Source organism: Hylemonella sp. GW821-FHT12C09, from assembly GCF_058807395.1.
Window position 1 is genome coordinate 129,664 of record NZ_JBXAQQ010000006.1, and the last position, 13,730, is coordinate 143,393.

The following is a 13,730-nucleotide window of genomic DNA, read 5'->3' on the forward strand; positions in this document are numbered from 1 at the left end:
TGTCTCCGGCCGCGCCTGACCACTGACTGACTCCCACACGAGTGAAAATGCGTACGAAAAACTGCTACGGGCTTACGCGTCATGAGAATTCTGCTGGTTGAAGACGATCCCGTGCTGCGCGAGGTGATGCGCCTGAGCCTGCGTGATGCCGGCCATCGTGTGGACGAGGCCGGCACCCTGGAGCAGGCCTCGCATTTCTGGCGTGTACAGCCTTTCGACGCCGTCCTGCTGGACCTGAACCTGCCACAGAACGCCACGCACGACAGCCCCCTGGCCAACGGCCTGTCCCTGCTGCGCGAGGCGCGGGCTCGCGGCGACCGCACGCCCGTGCTGGTGCTGACGGCGCGCAACCGCACGGACGAGCGCATTGCCGGCCTGGACGCGGGTGCCGACGACTACCTGGGCAAGCCCTTCGAGCTGGCCGAGGTCGAGGCGCGGCTGCGCGCCCTGGTGCGCCGCACCGCGGGCACCGACGACTTCTCCGAGATCGGTCGTCTCAGCCTGGACCGCAAGGCGCGGCGTTTTGCGGTCGATGGCGCCCTGCTGGAATTGCCGGCGCGCGAGTTCGAGGTGCTGTGGGAACTCATGACACCGCCCGGACGGGTGGTCAGCAAGCGCAGCCTGTCGGACAAGCTGTCCGATTTTTCCGACGCGCTGGGCGACAACGCGCTGGAGGCCTTCATTTCGCGCCTGCGCAAGAAGCTGGTCGGCAGCGGCGCCCGCATCCGCACCTTGCGCGGCCTGGGCTATGCGCTGGAGCGGGGGGCAGAGGGGTGAACCAGCCGTTGCCGCAGGGCCAGCCCTCCCTGCGCGCGCGCCTGGTGCGCCATGTGCTGCTGCCGCTGGCGTTGACCTGGCTGCTGGGCACGGCCGTGACGGTGGCGGTGGCCTACCACTTTGCGCAAAAGGCCTTCGACCGTGCCTTGCTCGACGACGCCTACGCCCTGGCCTCGCGCGTGCGTGCCCTGCCCCAGGGGCTGGCGCTGGAGCTGTCCAGCCGCGAGATGAGCACGGTGCTGTTCGACCAGAGCGAGAGCATCTATTTCGTGGTGCGCCGTGCCGATGGTTCGGTCATGGCCGGCCATCCCGGCCTGCATGCACCCATGCCGCGCAGCCCGGCCGCCATCCTGTTTTCGGAGACGGTCTACGAGGGCCAGCCCCTGCGCACCGTAACGCTGCTACAGGACGAACCCCACAACTTCACCGTGATGGTGGGGCAGACCACGCGCAGCCGGCGCACCCTGTTGCGCGACGTGCTGACCTACTCGGTGGTGCCGCAGATCGCGCTGCTGCTGCTGCTGGCGGTCTCGCTGCGGCGCATCATTGGCCAGGAGTTGCGGCCGTTGAACGCCTTGCAACGTTCGGTCGAGCAGCGCGACGCGCTGGACCTCACGCCGGTGCCGGTCTCGGCCAGTTCGCGCGACATCGAACACCTGGGCACGGCCATCAATGCGCTGCTGGCGCGCGTCAGCCAGAGCATGCAGGCGCAGCGCGAGTTTTCCGGCAATGTGGCGCACGAACTGCGCACCCCGCTGGCCGGCATCCGCGCGCTGGCCGAGTACGGCCTGACGCAACCCGATCCCGCCGCCTGGCGCGAGCAGCTGCAGCGCATCGCGGCCAGCGAGGCGCGAGCCAGCCGTCTGGTGGACCAGCTGCTGGCCCTGGCCCTGGCCGAAGAGGCCGATGCTGGCGTGCAGACCGGACCGGTGGCGCTCGACGAGCTGGTGCGCGACACGGTGCTGCGCTACCTGCCGCGCGCCGATGCGGCCGGGGTGGACCTGGGCGTGCAGGGCCTGGACCAGCCCGTGCAGGTGGCTGGCAATGTGGCGTTGATCGAAGGCATCCTGGGCAACCTGCTGGACAACGCCCTGCGTTACGGGCGCGCACCGGCCGGCCAGGCCAGTGCCCTGACCGTGGAACTGGCGCGCGAGGGTGATCGCGTGCGACTCTCCGTGATCGACAACGGACCCGGCCTGACAGCGCAGGAGCGCCAGCACCTGATGCAGCGCGGTGCGCGCGGCCCGCATGCCGCGCGCCTGGGCCAGGGCGCGGGCCTGGGCCTGGCCATCGTGGCCAAGTTCGCCCTGCTGATGCAGGCGCAGTTCGAACTCGGCGATGCCCCGGTTGGTCCCGGCCTGTGCGCCAGCGTGCTGTTTCAGGCCCGGCCGGCGGCGTGAAGCCTGGTTCTAGAAGCGTGTGCCGAAGGCCAGGCGCCACATGTCCTGCGGCGTGAAGTTGACCTTGGGGTCATAACTCAGGCGCAGGAACCAGCGCGGCCAGTCATAGGCCACCGACAGGCCGCTGCGCTCGATCATCTCGTCTTCGACCAGCCCGCGCTTGAACAGCAGGTCCACGGTCAGCCGGTGCCCGTCGGACAGGGGCGTGCGCCAGACCAGGTGCAGGTGCTGCTGGTCGGGGTTGAGCCGGTTGTCGCGCACATAGAGCAAGCCCAGCGAACGGCCCTCGGCCCAGCGGTAGCCGCCGCTCAGGCTGTAGGCGTCGTTGGGGTCGAAGTTCAGGTTGACGGTCTCACGCTGGTTGGTGCGGCCCAGGCCGGCTCCGACATACCAGTCCTCGCCGGTTTCCAGGCCTACGCTGCCGTTGAGGGCGCCACCGGTGGCCAGCTGGGCCGAGGGCTGGACGCGCACGGCCCCGACCGCCCAGGTGCGGTCCCAGCCGACACGGTCCTGGATCAGTTCGCGGGCCGGCGCCACATAACGACCGATCCAGACCGTGCCGAGCCCGGAGCTGTGGCGCAGGTTGATGTCGGTCGAGTCGCTGCTTGCCACGCCGCCACCGCTGGACTGGTACAGGCCGGCGGTCAGCTTGAAGGCCGCCTTGTCGGCTTCCTGCGCCCAGGCGCCGTGGATCGCAAGCCCGAGGCAGGCCGCGGTCAGGATCCGGAAGAAATGAAGTTGCAAAAGAGCGCTCCTAGAATGCCTGCATGAAGTTTGCCATTCTCTTTGCCGCTTTCTTGCTGACGGCGCCGGCCTGGGCCGCGCGTCCCTTCGTGACGGACGACGCGCGCCTGACGACGGCCGGCAGCTGCCAGCTCGAGAGCTGGGTGCGGCAGTATGAAGGCAGCAGCGAATTCTGGGCCCTGCCGGCCTGCAACCCGACGGGCAATCTGGAGATCACCCTGGGCGGCGGCCGTGCCAGTTATACGGACGCCCCGACGACAGACGACTATGTCCTGCAACTCAAGACCTTGTTCAAGCCCCTGACGACCAATGGCTGGGGACTGGGGCTGGCCGTGGGACGCGTCGAGCATCCGGAGATCGCCCCCGGTCCCAACCAGCTGGGCAACACCTATGTCTACCTGCCTTTCTCGATGTCCTTTGCCGAGGACCGCTTCATCCTGCATGCCAACACGGGCTGGCTGCGCGACAAGGCCAGCCAGCAGGACCGCAACACCTGGGGCCTGGGCGGCGAGTATTACCCGCAACCGCGCCTGGCGCTGATTGCGGAGTCTTTCGGGGACGACAAGACCCGGCCTTACTGGCAGACCGGCCTGCGCTATTCGGTGGTCCCCAATCTTTTCCAGCTCGACATCACGACGGGACAGCAGTATGGTGGCGCCAGTGCCAGCCGCTGGCTGTCCTTCGGACTACGCTGGACGCCCGAGCGCCTGTTCTGAAACCGGGGTCATCCAGGAGACCATGATGCAACGTTTTTTTGCCACTTTGCTGCTGTGCTTGGCCGTGCCGGCGGTGGTTCTGGCGCAGACGGCGCCCGCGCTCAAGTCCGGCGAGCAGGTCTACCGTGAAACCTGCATGGCCTGCCATGGCCCAGGCGTCAATCCTGGCCTGCCCAATGTGCCGCGCATGGGCGACAAGAAGGCCTGGAGCAAGCTGATCGTGGAAGGCCAGCAGGTGCTGACAGCACACGCCTGGGTCGGCGTGCGGGCCATGCCTCCCAGGGGCGGACGCAATGACCTGAGCCTGGAGGAGTTTGCCCGTGCCACCGCCTGGATGGTGCGCGGATCGGGCGGCAACTGGCAGGACCCGGATGCCCGCATGCTCGAACGCATCCGAGCCGAGGAAGCCAAGCGCATCGAGCAGCTCAAGAAGGTGCCCGCCAAGGGCTGAGACCTGTATGCGCCGCGCGCGCCAATACCTGCTCTGGGCACTGGGCGCACTGCTGCTGGTGCTGGCCGCCGCGCTGCTGGTGGTGCAGCGTTGGGTATCCACCGACGAATTCCGCCTGCGCGTCGAACAGGAGGCCACGGCCGCACTTGGCGTGCCGCTCAAACTGGAGCGCGTGGGACTCACGCTGTGGCCGCTGCCCGGTGTGGCGCTGGATGGCGTGGAGTTGCGCACGCGCCAGCCGCTGAAGGTGGAGCGCGTCGAGCTGCGGCCGGCCTGGCTGCATCTGCTGATCGGCCGCGTTGCGATCTCCACCCTGGTGGTCCGTCGCGCCGTGCTGCCGCAGCAGGGCATCGACGCGCTGCTCGTTTCGCTGCAGAAGATCCGCCAGCGCGACAAGACGCCGCAGACCGGGTCTGCGCTGCAGCTGCTGCCGCGACGCACCGTGCTCGACGAGCTGAGCTGGGTCGATGCCCGGGGCAAGGCCATCGTGATCCAGGCCGAGGCCCGGCTCGACGGCGATGCCCTGCCCGAGCGGCTGGAGCTGGATGTCCTGCGCGGGCGCCTGGAGGGCACGCGCCTGGACCTGCGCCGCAGCGATGCACTGGCCTGGGAGGTGCTGCTCCAGGTGGCTGGCGGCACGGTGCAGGGGCGCGTGGAGGTGCAGCCCGTGGGTGAGGTCGGCGCCGAGTTCATGCTCAAGGGCCGGTTGCAGACGCGCGACGTCGAACTCTCGCAGCTCACGGCACCCGAGCCGACCGAGGCCGTGCGTGCCCGCCAGCCCCTGAGCGGCCGGCTGGAGGCCAGCACCACGCTCAACGCGCGGGCGCGTCAACCCTCGGCGCTGCTCGATCTTTTGCAGACGCAATCGAAATTCACCGTGCGCAGCGGCATGCTCAATGGCATCGACCTGGTCAAGGCGGTGCAGACCGTGGGCGTGAGCCGTGGCGGCAAGACGCCGCTGGACACGCTGTCCGGTCAGGTCTCGACGCGTGGCAAGGCCATCGAATTGCAGAACCTGGCGGCCAGTTCGGGTTCGCTCAGCGCCACCGGTCAGGTCAGCGTGTCCACCACGCAGCAACTCAACGGGCGGGTGAACGTGGACCTGGGTGGCGCGGTGGGCGTGCCCTTGCTGGTGAGCGGTACGGCGGACGAACCCGAGGTGTCGCTGACGGCGGGCGCCAAGATCGGTGCGGCCCTGGGAACCCTGCTGATGCCCGGCGTGGGCACGGGTGCGGGTGCGTCCATGGGCGGCAAGCTGGGCGAGCTGTTCAGCAAATAGCGGGCTCGCCCGGAGCGCTCAGGTCTTGTAGCCGGGGTCCAGCCGCTCGGCCTTGCGCAGCAGCGCGGGCCAGGCCAGGTTGGCACCCTGGCCGGCGGTGGCGGTTTTCATCACACCGGCGATGCCCTGCAGGATTTTCGGGTCCACCATGACCAGCTCGCCGCCGGCCTGCGCATCGATCTGGATGCGGCAGGTGGCCTCGAAGATGTACATGTTGAGGAAGGCCTCGGCGATGGTCTTGCCCACCGTCAGCAGGCCGTGGTTGCGCAGCATCAGGTAGTTGGCCGTGCCCAGGTCGGCCTGCAGGCGCGGTTTCTCTTCATCGCGCAGCGCCACGCCTTCGTACGCGTGATAAGCCAGCGAGCCCAGCACGAAGGTCGACTGCTGGCTGATCGGCAGCACACCGCACTTCTGCGCGCTGACCGCCACGCCCGCGCGCGAATGGGTGTGCAGCACGCAACCTGCGTCTTCTCGCACGGCATGGATGGCGCTGTGGATCACGAAACCCGCCGGGTTGACGGGGAAGGGCGAGTCGCTGAGCTTCTTGCAGTCCTGGTCCACCCGCACCAGGCTGGAGGCCGTGATCTCGTCGAACATCAGGCCGTAGGGGTTGATCAGGAAGTGGTGCTCGGGCCCGGGAATGCGCGCGCTGATGTGGGTGAAGACCAGGTCGCTCCAGCCGTAGGCGGCTACCAGGCGGTAGGCGGCGGCGAGGTCGCAGCGCAGCTGCCACTCCTGTGCGCTGACGACTTCCTTGAGAGAGGGGATGTGCATGGTGTCTCCTTGCGGGTGGGGCCGATACCGCACTGTCCACCCTAACGGCGCAACGATCAACGCTGCGGGGTCACGTGGGCGACGCGGCGCGGAATTCGCTGGGGCTCTTGCCCGTGTGTTCACGGAACACGCGGCTGAAGTGCGAGGGGCTGTTGAAGCCCCAGGACAGGGCGATGTCGGTGATCGGGCGCGTTTGCGCCATCGGGTGCTGCAGCTCGCGGATGCAGGCGTCCAGGCGCAGGCCCTGGATGTAGCTGGCCAGGGTCTGGTCTTCCTCGGCGAAGGCGTTGTACAGGTGGCGCTTGCTGCAGTTCAGGGCCACGGCAATCTGGTCCACCGTCAGGTCGGGGTCGCGCAGGTGCAGGGCCACGTAGCCGCGGATGCGGTCTTTCAGCGCTTCGCGCTGGGTCAGCTGGGTTTCCTGGCCCGAGAGTTCGATCAGGGACAGGCGCACCAGCTGGGCGATCAGCTCGCCGGCGCCGCGCGCCGCATCGGCGCTCATGTGCGGCAGCTCCTGGAAGGTGCTGCGCATGGTGGACAGGGCCACACGCGCGATGCCGCTGGCGCCGCCCACCGGCCGCGCCATCAGGTTTTCCAGGCGCAGGCCGCGCTCGATCATCTGCGCTTTCGGGAGCATGACGATGAGGTGCTCGACGCGCTCCGGGTTGGCCACCGAGTAGCTGCCCGTGGTGTCGTAGATGGTCCAGGCGCCGGGGGTCACCCAGGCCTGGCGGCCCATCTGCTCCACGCCCGCCGAGCCCTTCATGGGCGCCACGATCTTCAGGTAACCCTCGTCGCTGGCACGCACCATGTCGCGGGTGCGCACCACGCGGTGGCGGTTGGCTTCGAGCTTGGTGAGGATGAGGTCGCCGGCGCGGGCCGAGGCCAGGTGGCCGTCGAAGTCGGTATCGCCGTAGAGGTCGGATTCCAGGCCGCCGAACTGCTTCCAGATCCACTCGCGCCAGACCGGTGCGCGGTCGGCGGGTGCGTAATCGTCGGTGCTGACGGCCGTGGCGTGGGTCATGGTGGCCGGATTATCGGCGTATCACTGCCCCGGGACAAACCCGACGCCTAGGGTTAACCCGGGTGCCCTTGCATGAACCGTCAACTACTTTGTGCACGTTCAGCAAAGCCGCAAGCCACCGGGCTTTCTAGTATTGCTGTGCGATCCCGAAAAGCAAATCCACCGGAGACAACCATGGTTCAACAAACAAAACGTACCCTGCTCAAAGGCACTGCCGCCGCTGTCGGTGCTGCCACCTTTGCCCCGCACCTGTTCGCAGCCGCCCCGGTGCGTGTGGGTTATGCCATCGCCCGTACCGGCCCGTGGACCGGCGGCGCCCAGGTCAGCCAGGAGCCCAACTACCTGCTGTGGGCGGAGCAGCAGAACGCGGCCGGCGGCCTCAACGTCAAGGGCGAGAAGCGCCCGATCGAGCTGATCAGCTCCGACGACCGCAGCGACATCGAGACCTGCGTGCGCTCCTATGAAAAGCTCATGGGCAGCGACAAGGTCGACCTGGTGCTGCCCCCCTGGGGCTCCAACGCCAACTTCGCCGTCGCGCCGCTGGCCAACCGCTTCGGTTACCCCTTCCTGGCGCCCACGGCCCTGTCCAAGCGCCTGATCGAGATGAAGCTGCCCTACTTCTTCCTGCTGTTGCAGCAGCCCAAGCCCATGTGCGAGGCCCTGGTCGACATGCTCAAGGCCAATGGCGCCAAGACCATCGCCGTGATCTACGTCGATGACCTGTTCGGCCTCGAGAACTACGCTGCGCTCAAGGTGGCCCTGCAGGGCACCGGCATCCAGATGGTGGAAGACAAGAGCTATCCGGGCGGCGTCAAGGACCTGTCGCCGGTGCTGCGCTCCATGAAGGACAAGAACCCGGACGCCTTCGTCGGCTTCACCTATCCGCCCGACACCATCCTGGCCAGCAAGCAGGCCAAGGAGATCGGCTTCAATCCGAAGTATTTCTACGCCTCGGTCGGCACCGCCTTCCAGCTCTACCGCAACGTCATGACGCCAGCGGGCGCCGAGGGCGTGCTGGGCATGGGCTCCTGGAACAGCAAGACCAGCCCCGGCGCCAAGGCCTATTTCGACGCGCACACCAAGAAATTCGGCGGCAAGGAACCGGATCGCTGGGCCAGTGGTGCAACCTGGGCCGGCCTGGAAATCCTGACCAACGCGGTCAAGATGCATGGCCTGGACCGCAAGGCCATCCGCGACTACGTGGCCAACACCACGCACAAGACCATCCTGGGCGACATCAAGTTCGTCGGCAGCGAGAACGTGGGCACCCCGGGTACCGTGGGCCAGTGGCAAAAGGGCGAGTTCGAAGTGGTGTGGCCGCAGAAGATCGCCACGGCCAAGCTGGCACCGAAGCCGGTGTGGTGAAGCCCCCTGAAGCGGCCCTGAGGCCGCCTTCCCCCAAGGGGGACGCCGCCAGCGGCCCGGCAGAGCCGGTTCCGCGGCGGCCCCGATGGAGGCCGGGTCCTCATGGCCCGGCCTTCGTCTCACTTGACCCCTGATCCATCCTGTTCTCATGTCACTCACTGCCTGGCTCGAACTGATCGCCTCCGGTCTCATCACCGGCGGTATCTATGCGCTGGTCGCCCTGGGGCTCAACCTCCAGTACGGCCTGATGCGCATCCTCAATATCGCCCACGGCGAGTTCCTCATGGTGGGGGCCTACCTGACCTGGCTGGTCCAGACCCAGTTCGGCATCTCGCCCCTGCTCATGGTGCCCGTGGCCTTTCTCGTGCTGCTCGTGCTGGGCTTGGTGCTGCACTTCCTGTGCTTCCGCCGCCTGACGGCCACCTCGCCCAACCTGGACGTCTTCGAGGCGCGTGGCCTCATGGTGGCCTTCGGCCTCATGTTCCTGGTGCAGAACTTCGTGTCCTGGGTGTGGGGCGGGGACTTGCGCGGCTACGACTATCTGACCGAGCCCGTGAAGTTCGGCGAGGTGCAGTTCGCGGCCAACAAGCTGCTGGTCTTTGCCCTGGCCCTGCTGTTTTCGGGCGCGCTCATCGTGCTCCTGCGTTTGACCCTGCTGGGCAAGGGCGTGCGCGCGCTGATGCAGTCGCCCATCGGCGCGCAGCTCATGGGCATCGACACCAAACGCCTGCACCCGCTGATGTTCGGCATCGGCCTGGGCCTCTCGGGCATTGCCGGCGCGCTCTTGTCCATGGCCTACACCATCACCCCCTACATGGGCCAGCCCTACACCGTGACGGCGCTGATCGTCATCACCCTGGGCGGTTTCGGCAGCATGAGCGGTGCGCTGCTCGGCGGCCTGTTCCTGGGCGTGATCGAGGCCCTGGGCATGCACTTCACCAACCCCTCGCTCAAGGCCCTGCTGTCCTACGCGGTGTTCATCGCCGTACTCTTGCTGCGCCCCGAAGGTCTGTTTGCCCGTAAAGGACGCAAGGCATGAATTCGCGCCAATTCCTCATCCGCGACCTGCTGGTGTTGCTGGCCTTTGCCGGCTGGTGCCTGGCCCTGCCGTTCTACGCCAGCGAGTTCGTCGTTTCCATGGCGCTGACCTGCCTGATGTACGTGGCCCTGTCGTCCAGCTGGGGCCTGTTCTGCGGCAGCACGCGATACCTGTCGCTGGCGACCTCGGCCTTCTTCGGCATCGGGGCCTACACCAGCGCCATCCTGCTGGGCCAGTTCGGCTGGATCGAGACCATCGCCCTCGGCGCGGGCATTGCCGTGCTGGTGGCCATTGTCATGGGCGCGGCCGTGCTGCACCTGCGTGGCACCTATTTCGCCGTGCTGACTTTCGGCATGACCGAGCTGATCCTGCACGCCGTGACCTATTTCGAGAAGACGGTCACCGGCACCGTGGGGCGCGTGCTCACCGTGGTGCCCGAGCGCGACACCATCTACCTGACCATGCTGGCCCTGGCCCTGCTGGCGGTGGCCACGTCCATCGGGGTGCGGCGCACGCGCTTCGGCCTGGCCCTCATGGGCATCGGTGCCGACGAGCAACGGGCCCAGACCCTGGGCGTCAACACGCGCCTGGTCAAGATCGCCGGTTTTGCCATCACCGCGGCCTTTGCCGGTGCGGTCGGTGCGGCGATGGCGGTGCGCTGGACCTATATCGACCCGCACACCGTCTTCAACCCCTTCATCGGTTTCCAGACCGTGCTGATCACGCTGATCGGCGGCGTGCTCACGCTCTGGGGCCCCTTGCTGGCCGCCATCATCTTCAGCGTGTTGGCCGAGTCGTTGCGTCTGCAGTTCCCGCAGATCTATCTCATGTCCCTGGGCCTGCTGCTCATCCTCTGCGTGCTGTACCTGCCGGGCGGCCTGGCCTCGTTGCGCTGGGCCACGTTCAAGGACTGGTGGAACGACAGCCGTGCGTGGGCCCGCGACATCCGCAGTGAGCTGAGCGGCGAGAAGGAACGCGAGAAGCAGCGCCTCAAGCGCCGTGAGAAGGAGAGCCACTTTGTCTGAGCACATCACGCCTTTGCTGGAGGCGCACAACGTGACCGTGCGCTTCGGCGGCCTGGTGGCGGTGGACGCCGTCAGTGCCAGTTTTGTGCCCGGCGAGCTGGTGGGCATCATCGGCCCCAACGGCGCCGGCAAGACCACCTTCTTCAACGCCATCTCCGGCGTGCTCGTTCCCACCTCCGGTCGTCTGGTTTCCAACGGGCGCAATCTCACGGGGCGTGGCCCCCACCGGTTTGCCGCCCACGGCGTGGCGCGCACCTTCCAGACGCCGCGTGTCTTTCCCGACATGCCGGTGGTTGCCAACATCGAGTTCGGCCTCAAGTTCGCGGGCCGGCGCCGCCGCAAGTACGTCTTCTGGGGCGATGAGGTGGGCGTGCCCTGGGCGTTGCGCGACGCCATGAGCATCCTGCAGCTGATCGGCCTCTCGGCCCAGGCCGACTTGCCGGCCGCGGCCATCACCCCTTCGCAGCAGCGCCTGCTGGAGATCGGCATGGCCCTGGCCACACGACCAAAGCTGCTGCTGCTGGACGAAGTGGCCGCCGGCCTGACGGAGGCCGAGATCGAGGAGATGGCCCGCCTGATCCGCCGCCTGCGCGACGAGCTGGACCTCACCGTGATCTGGATCGAGCACGCCGTGACCACGCTGCTGCGCCATGTGGAGCGCGTCATCGTGCTGCACCAGGGCCGCAAGATTGCCGACGACACGCCGCGCAACGTGGTGCGCAACCCCGAGGTCATCGAAGCCTATCTGGGCGACGAGATGGCCGAAACCTCAACCGACGACGAAGAGGTGGCCGCATGATGTGGTACCGCGACACCCCCTTTGTGCTGGGCGACGACAAGCACGCCCATTTGCAGGTGCGGGGCCTGAGTGCCGGCTACGGCGCCTTCCTCGTGCTGCGGGATCTGCGCTTTGAAGTGAAGCCCGGCCTGACCGTGATCCTCGGCCCCAACGGCGCCGGCAAGACCACCTTGCTCAAAGCCCTCATGGGCCTGATCCCGCGCAGCGGCATGGTGCTGCTCGACGGCGATGACCTGGCGGAGAAAACGCATGAGATCGTCAAGAGCGGCGTGACCCTGGTGGCCGAAGGCCGCCAGCTCTTCCCGCAGATGAGCGTGCTGGAGAACCTGGAACTCGGCGGCTGGTTGTGCCCGAAGGCCGAGCGCACGCGGCGTCTGGAGCGGGTGCTGAACGACTTTCCCAAGCTGCGCGAGCGCATCCATCAGCTGGCGGGCACCATGAGCGGTGGCGAGCAGCAGATGGTGGCCGTGGCGCGCGCCATGATGAGCGCACCGCGCCTGCTGATGCTGGACGAGCCCTCGCTCGGGCTGGCGCCGCGCATGGTCGACGAGCTGCTGGCCATCGCGCGGCGCATCGCCGACCACGGCACCACCGTGCTGATGGTGGAGCAGAACGTCAAGAAGGCGCTGGCTGTCGCGGACCGCGGCTACGTGCTGGAGCGGGGCACGCTGGTGGCCAGCGGCCCCGCCCGTCTGTTGGAACGCTCCAACGTCGTGCGCGAAGCCTACCTGGGTGCCGACGCCGCTGACCAGACCACGGCGGCCGATGCGGTGCAGCGCCGCCGCAAGACCACCACCGTTTAACGAACCGATCTAGTCAAGGAGAAAACCATGTCCGACATGTCCATGCTCATCAACGGCCTCAAGGTGACGGCCGAGCGCGGCGCCACCTTCGAACGCCGCAACCCGCTGGACGGCAGCGTGGCATCCCGTGCGCCTGCCGCCTCGCCGGCCGATGCCGTGATGGCCGTCGAGGCCGCCGCCGAAGCCTTCAAGACCTGGAGCCAGACCGGTCCCAGCGAGCGCCGCATGTTGCTGTTGAAAGCGGCCGACGCGCTCGAAGCGAAGACGCCCCAGTTCATCGAGGCCGTCGCCGCCGAGACCGGCGCCTCGGGCCAATGGGCCGGCTTCAACGTCTTCCTGGCTGCCGGCATGATCCGCGAGGCCGCTGCCCTGACCACCCAGGTGGCTGGCGAAGTGATCCCCTCGGACGTGCCGGGCTCACTCGCCATGGCCGTGCGCCAGCCCGCCGGCGTGGTGCTGGGCATTGCGCCCTGGAACGCGCCCGTCATCCTGGGCGTACGCGCCATCTGCGTGCCGCTGGCCTGCGGCAACACCGTGGTGATGAAGGGCTCGGAAAACTGCCCGCGCACCCACCAGCTCATCATCGAGGCCTTCCAGGACGCAGGTTTCCCGCCCGGCGTGGTGAACTACATCACCAATGCCCCGGCCGACGCCGGTGTGGTGGTGGAAGCGATGGTGGCGCACCCGGCCGTGCGCCGTGTGAACTTCACCGGCTCCACGCGTGTGGGCAAGATCATTGCCATGACCTGCGCCAAATACCTCAAGCCCGTGGTGCTGGAGCTCGGTGGCAAGGCGCCCATGGTGATCCTGGACGACGCCGACATCGATGACGCGGTCAACGGCGCGGCCTTCGGCTGTTTTGCCAACAGCGGGCAGATCTGCATGAGCACCGAGCGCATCATCGTGGACAACAGAATAGCCGACGCCTTCGTCAAGAAGTTCGTCGAGAAGGCCAAGGCCCTGCCGCTGGGCGACCCGCGCAAGCCCGAGCCCGTTGTGCTGGGTTCGGTGATCGGCATGAGCACGGTCGAGCATTGCAATGCGCTGATCGACGATGCGCTGGCCAAGGGCGCCAAGCTGCTCTGTGGCGGCAAGGCCACCACCACGCTGATGCCCGCCACCGTGCTGGACCACGTGACGCCCGCCATGAAGATCTACCACGAGGAGAGCTTCGGTCCCGTCAAGCCCATCGTGCGCGTCAACGGTGTGGAGGAGGCCGTGGCCTGCGCCAACGACAACGAGTACGGCCTGTCGTCCGCCGTGTTCGGCGGCGACATCGCGCGCGCCTTCAATGTGGCGCGCCGTATCGACTCCGGCATCTGCCACGTCAACGGCCCCACGGTGCACGACGAGGCGCAGATGCCCTTCGGCGGCGTCAAGGGCTCGGGCATCGGCCGCTTCGGCGGCAAAGCTGGCATCCACGAGTTCACCGAGCTGCGCTGGATCACGATGCAGACCACGCCGCGCCACTATCCCTTCTGAGATCCAAGAAGAACAAGACCGAAGAACAACAAGAAGTTTTCTTCGCCTCCAC

At 67.5% G+C, this 13,730-nt stretch carries 14 protein-coding genes; 11 read left to right on the top strand and 3 right to left on the bottom strand.

What is annotated here, in order from left to right; all coding sequences use genetic code 11:
* The first annotated feature begins 81 nt into the window (after positions 1-81).
* Positions 82-777 carry a response regulator transcription factor gene (locus AC1RRP_RS11640; protein ID WP_493036311.1) on the top strand — a complete coding sequence of 232 codons (696 nt, stop codon included), beginning with the start codon at positions 82-84 and terminating at the stop codon, positions 775-777.
* Positions 774-2,177, top strand: coding sequence for a sensor histidine kinase (locus AC1RRP_RS11645; RefSeq protein WP_493036313.1), 1,404 nt, complete (start codon positions 774-776; stop codon positions 2,175-2,177). The genes AC1RRP_RS11640 and AC1RRP_RS11645 overlap by 4 nt, the downstream gene beginning before the upstream one ends.
* Before the next feature lie 9 nt (positions 2,178-2,186).
* Here AC1RRP_RS11645 and AC1RRP_RS11650 read toward each other — a convergent pair whose 3' ends face one another.
* The gene (locus tag AC1RRP_RS11650) at positions 2,187-2,921 is read right to left on the bottom strand and encodes a hypothetical protein (protein WP_493036315.1); all 735 of its coding nucleotides are present in this window, start codon (positions 2,919-2,921) and stop codon (positions 2,187-2,189) included.
* Positions 2,922-2,944: 23 nt separating this feature from the next.
* On the opposite strand from AC1RRP_RS11650, the gene AC1RRP_RS11655 reads away from it, so the two are divergent.
* From AC1RRP_RS11655 to AC1RRP_RS11665, 3 genes are read left to right on the top strand one after another with little or no spacing between them, the layout of a single operon-like run.
* Positions 2,945-3,637 carry a PA4824 family protein gene (locus tag AC1RRP_RS11655; protein ID WP_493036317.1) on the top strand — a complete coding sequence of 231 codons (693 nt, stop codon included), beginning with the start codon at positions 2,945-2,947 and terminating at the stop codon, positions 3,635-3,637.
* 22 nt (positions 3,638-3,659) lie between these two features.
* A complete protein-coding gene (locus AC1RRP_RS11660; RefSeq protein WP_493036319.1) occupies positions 3,660-4,088 on the top strand; it encodes a c-type cytochrome in 429 nt (142 codons plus the stop codon).
* A 7-nt stretch (positions 4,089-4,095) separates the two neighbouring features.
* Positions 4,096-5,367: an AsmA family protein gene (locus AC1RRP_RS11665; RefSeq protein WP_493036321.1), complete on the top strand. Its 1,272-nt coding sequence runs from the start codon at positions 4,096-4,098 to the stop codon at positions 5,365-5,367.
* Between the two features lie 18 nt (positions 5,368-5,385).
* On the opposite strand, the gene AC1RRP_RS11670 is transcribed toward AC1RRP_RS11665, so the two are convergent.
* Both AC1RRP_RS11670 and AC1RRP_RS11675 read right to left on the bottom strand, forming a co-directional pair.
* A complete protein-coding gene (locus AC1RRP_RS11670) occupies positions 5,386-6,141 on the bottom strand; it encodes a class II aldolase/adducin family protein (protein WP_493036323.1) in 756 nt (251 codons plus the stop codon).
* 70 nt (positions 6,142-6,211) lie between these two features.
* On the bottom strand, positions 6,212-7,165 hold the full coding sequence (locus AC1RRP_RS11675) for an AraC-like ligand-binding domain-containing protein (protein WP_493036325.1): 954 nt from the start codon (positions 7,163-7,165) through the stop codon (positions 6,212-6,214).
* A 174-nt stretch (positions 7,166-7,339) separates the two neighbouring features.
* Between AC1RRP_RS11675 and AC1RRP_RS11680 the strand changes: the two genes are divergently transcribed.
* The 6 genes from AC1RRP_RS11680 to AC1RRP_RS11705 all read left to right on the top strand — a co-directional run bounded on the left by AC1RRP_RS11680 (position 7,340) and on the right by AC1RRP_RS11705 (position 13,678).
* On the top strand, positions 7,340-8,530 hold the full coding sequence (locus AC1RRP_RS11680; protein ID WP_493036327.1) for an amino acid ABC transporter substrate-binding protein: 1,191 nt from the start codon (positions 7,340-7,342) through the stop codon (positions 8,528-8,530).
* A 148-nt stretch (positions 8,531-8,678) separates the two neighbouring features.
* Positions 8,679-9,569, top strand: coding sequence for a branched-chain amino acid ABC transporter permease (locus AC1RRP_RS11685; protein WP_493036329.1), 891 nt, complete (start codon positions 8,679-8,681; stop codon positions 9,567-9,569).
* Positions 9,566-10,594, top strand: coding sequence for a branched-chain amino acid ABC transporter permease (locus AC1RRP_RS11690; protein WP_493036331.1), 1,029 nt, complete (start codon positions 9,566-9,568; stop codon positions 10,592-10,594). Before AC1RRP_RS11685 ends, AC1RRP_RS11690 begins: the two co-directional genes overlap by 4 nt.
* Positions 10,587-11,393 carry an ABC transporter ATP-binding protein gene (locus AC1RRP_RS11695; protein WP_493036333.1) on the top strand — a complete coding sequence of 269 codons (807 nt, stop codon included), beginning with the start codon at positions 10,587-10,589 and terminating at the stop codon, positions 11,391-11,393. Before AC1RRP_RS11690 ends, AC1RRP_RS11695 begins: the two co-directional genes overlap by 8 nt.
* Positions 11,390-12,196 carry an ABC transporter ATP-binding protein gene (locus tag AC1RRP_RS11700; protein WP_493036335.1) on the top strand — a complete coding sequence of 269 codons (807 nt, stop codon included), beginning with the start codon at positions 11,390-11,392 and terminating at the stop codon, positions 12,194-12,196. Before AC1RRP_RS11695 ends, AC1RRP_RS11700 begins: the two co-directional genes overlap by 4 nt.
* Positions 12,197-12,223: 27 nt before the next feature.
* Positions 12,224-13,678: an aldehyde dehydrogenase gene (locus tag AC1RRP_RS11705; protein WP_493036337.1), complete on the top strand. Its 1,455-nt coding sequence runs from the start codon at positions 12,224-12,226 to the stop codon at positions 13,676-13,678.
* Positions 13,679-13,730: the final 52 nt, after the last annotated feature.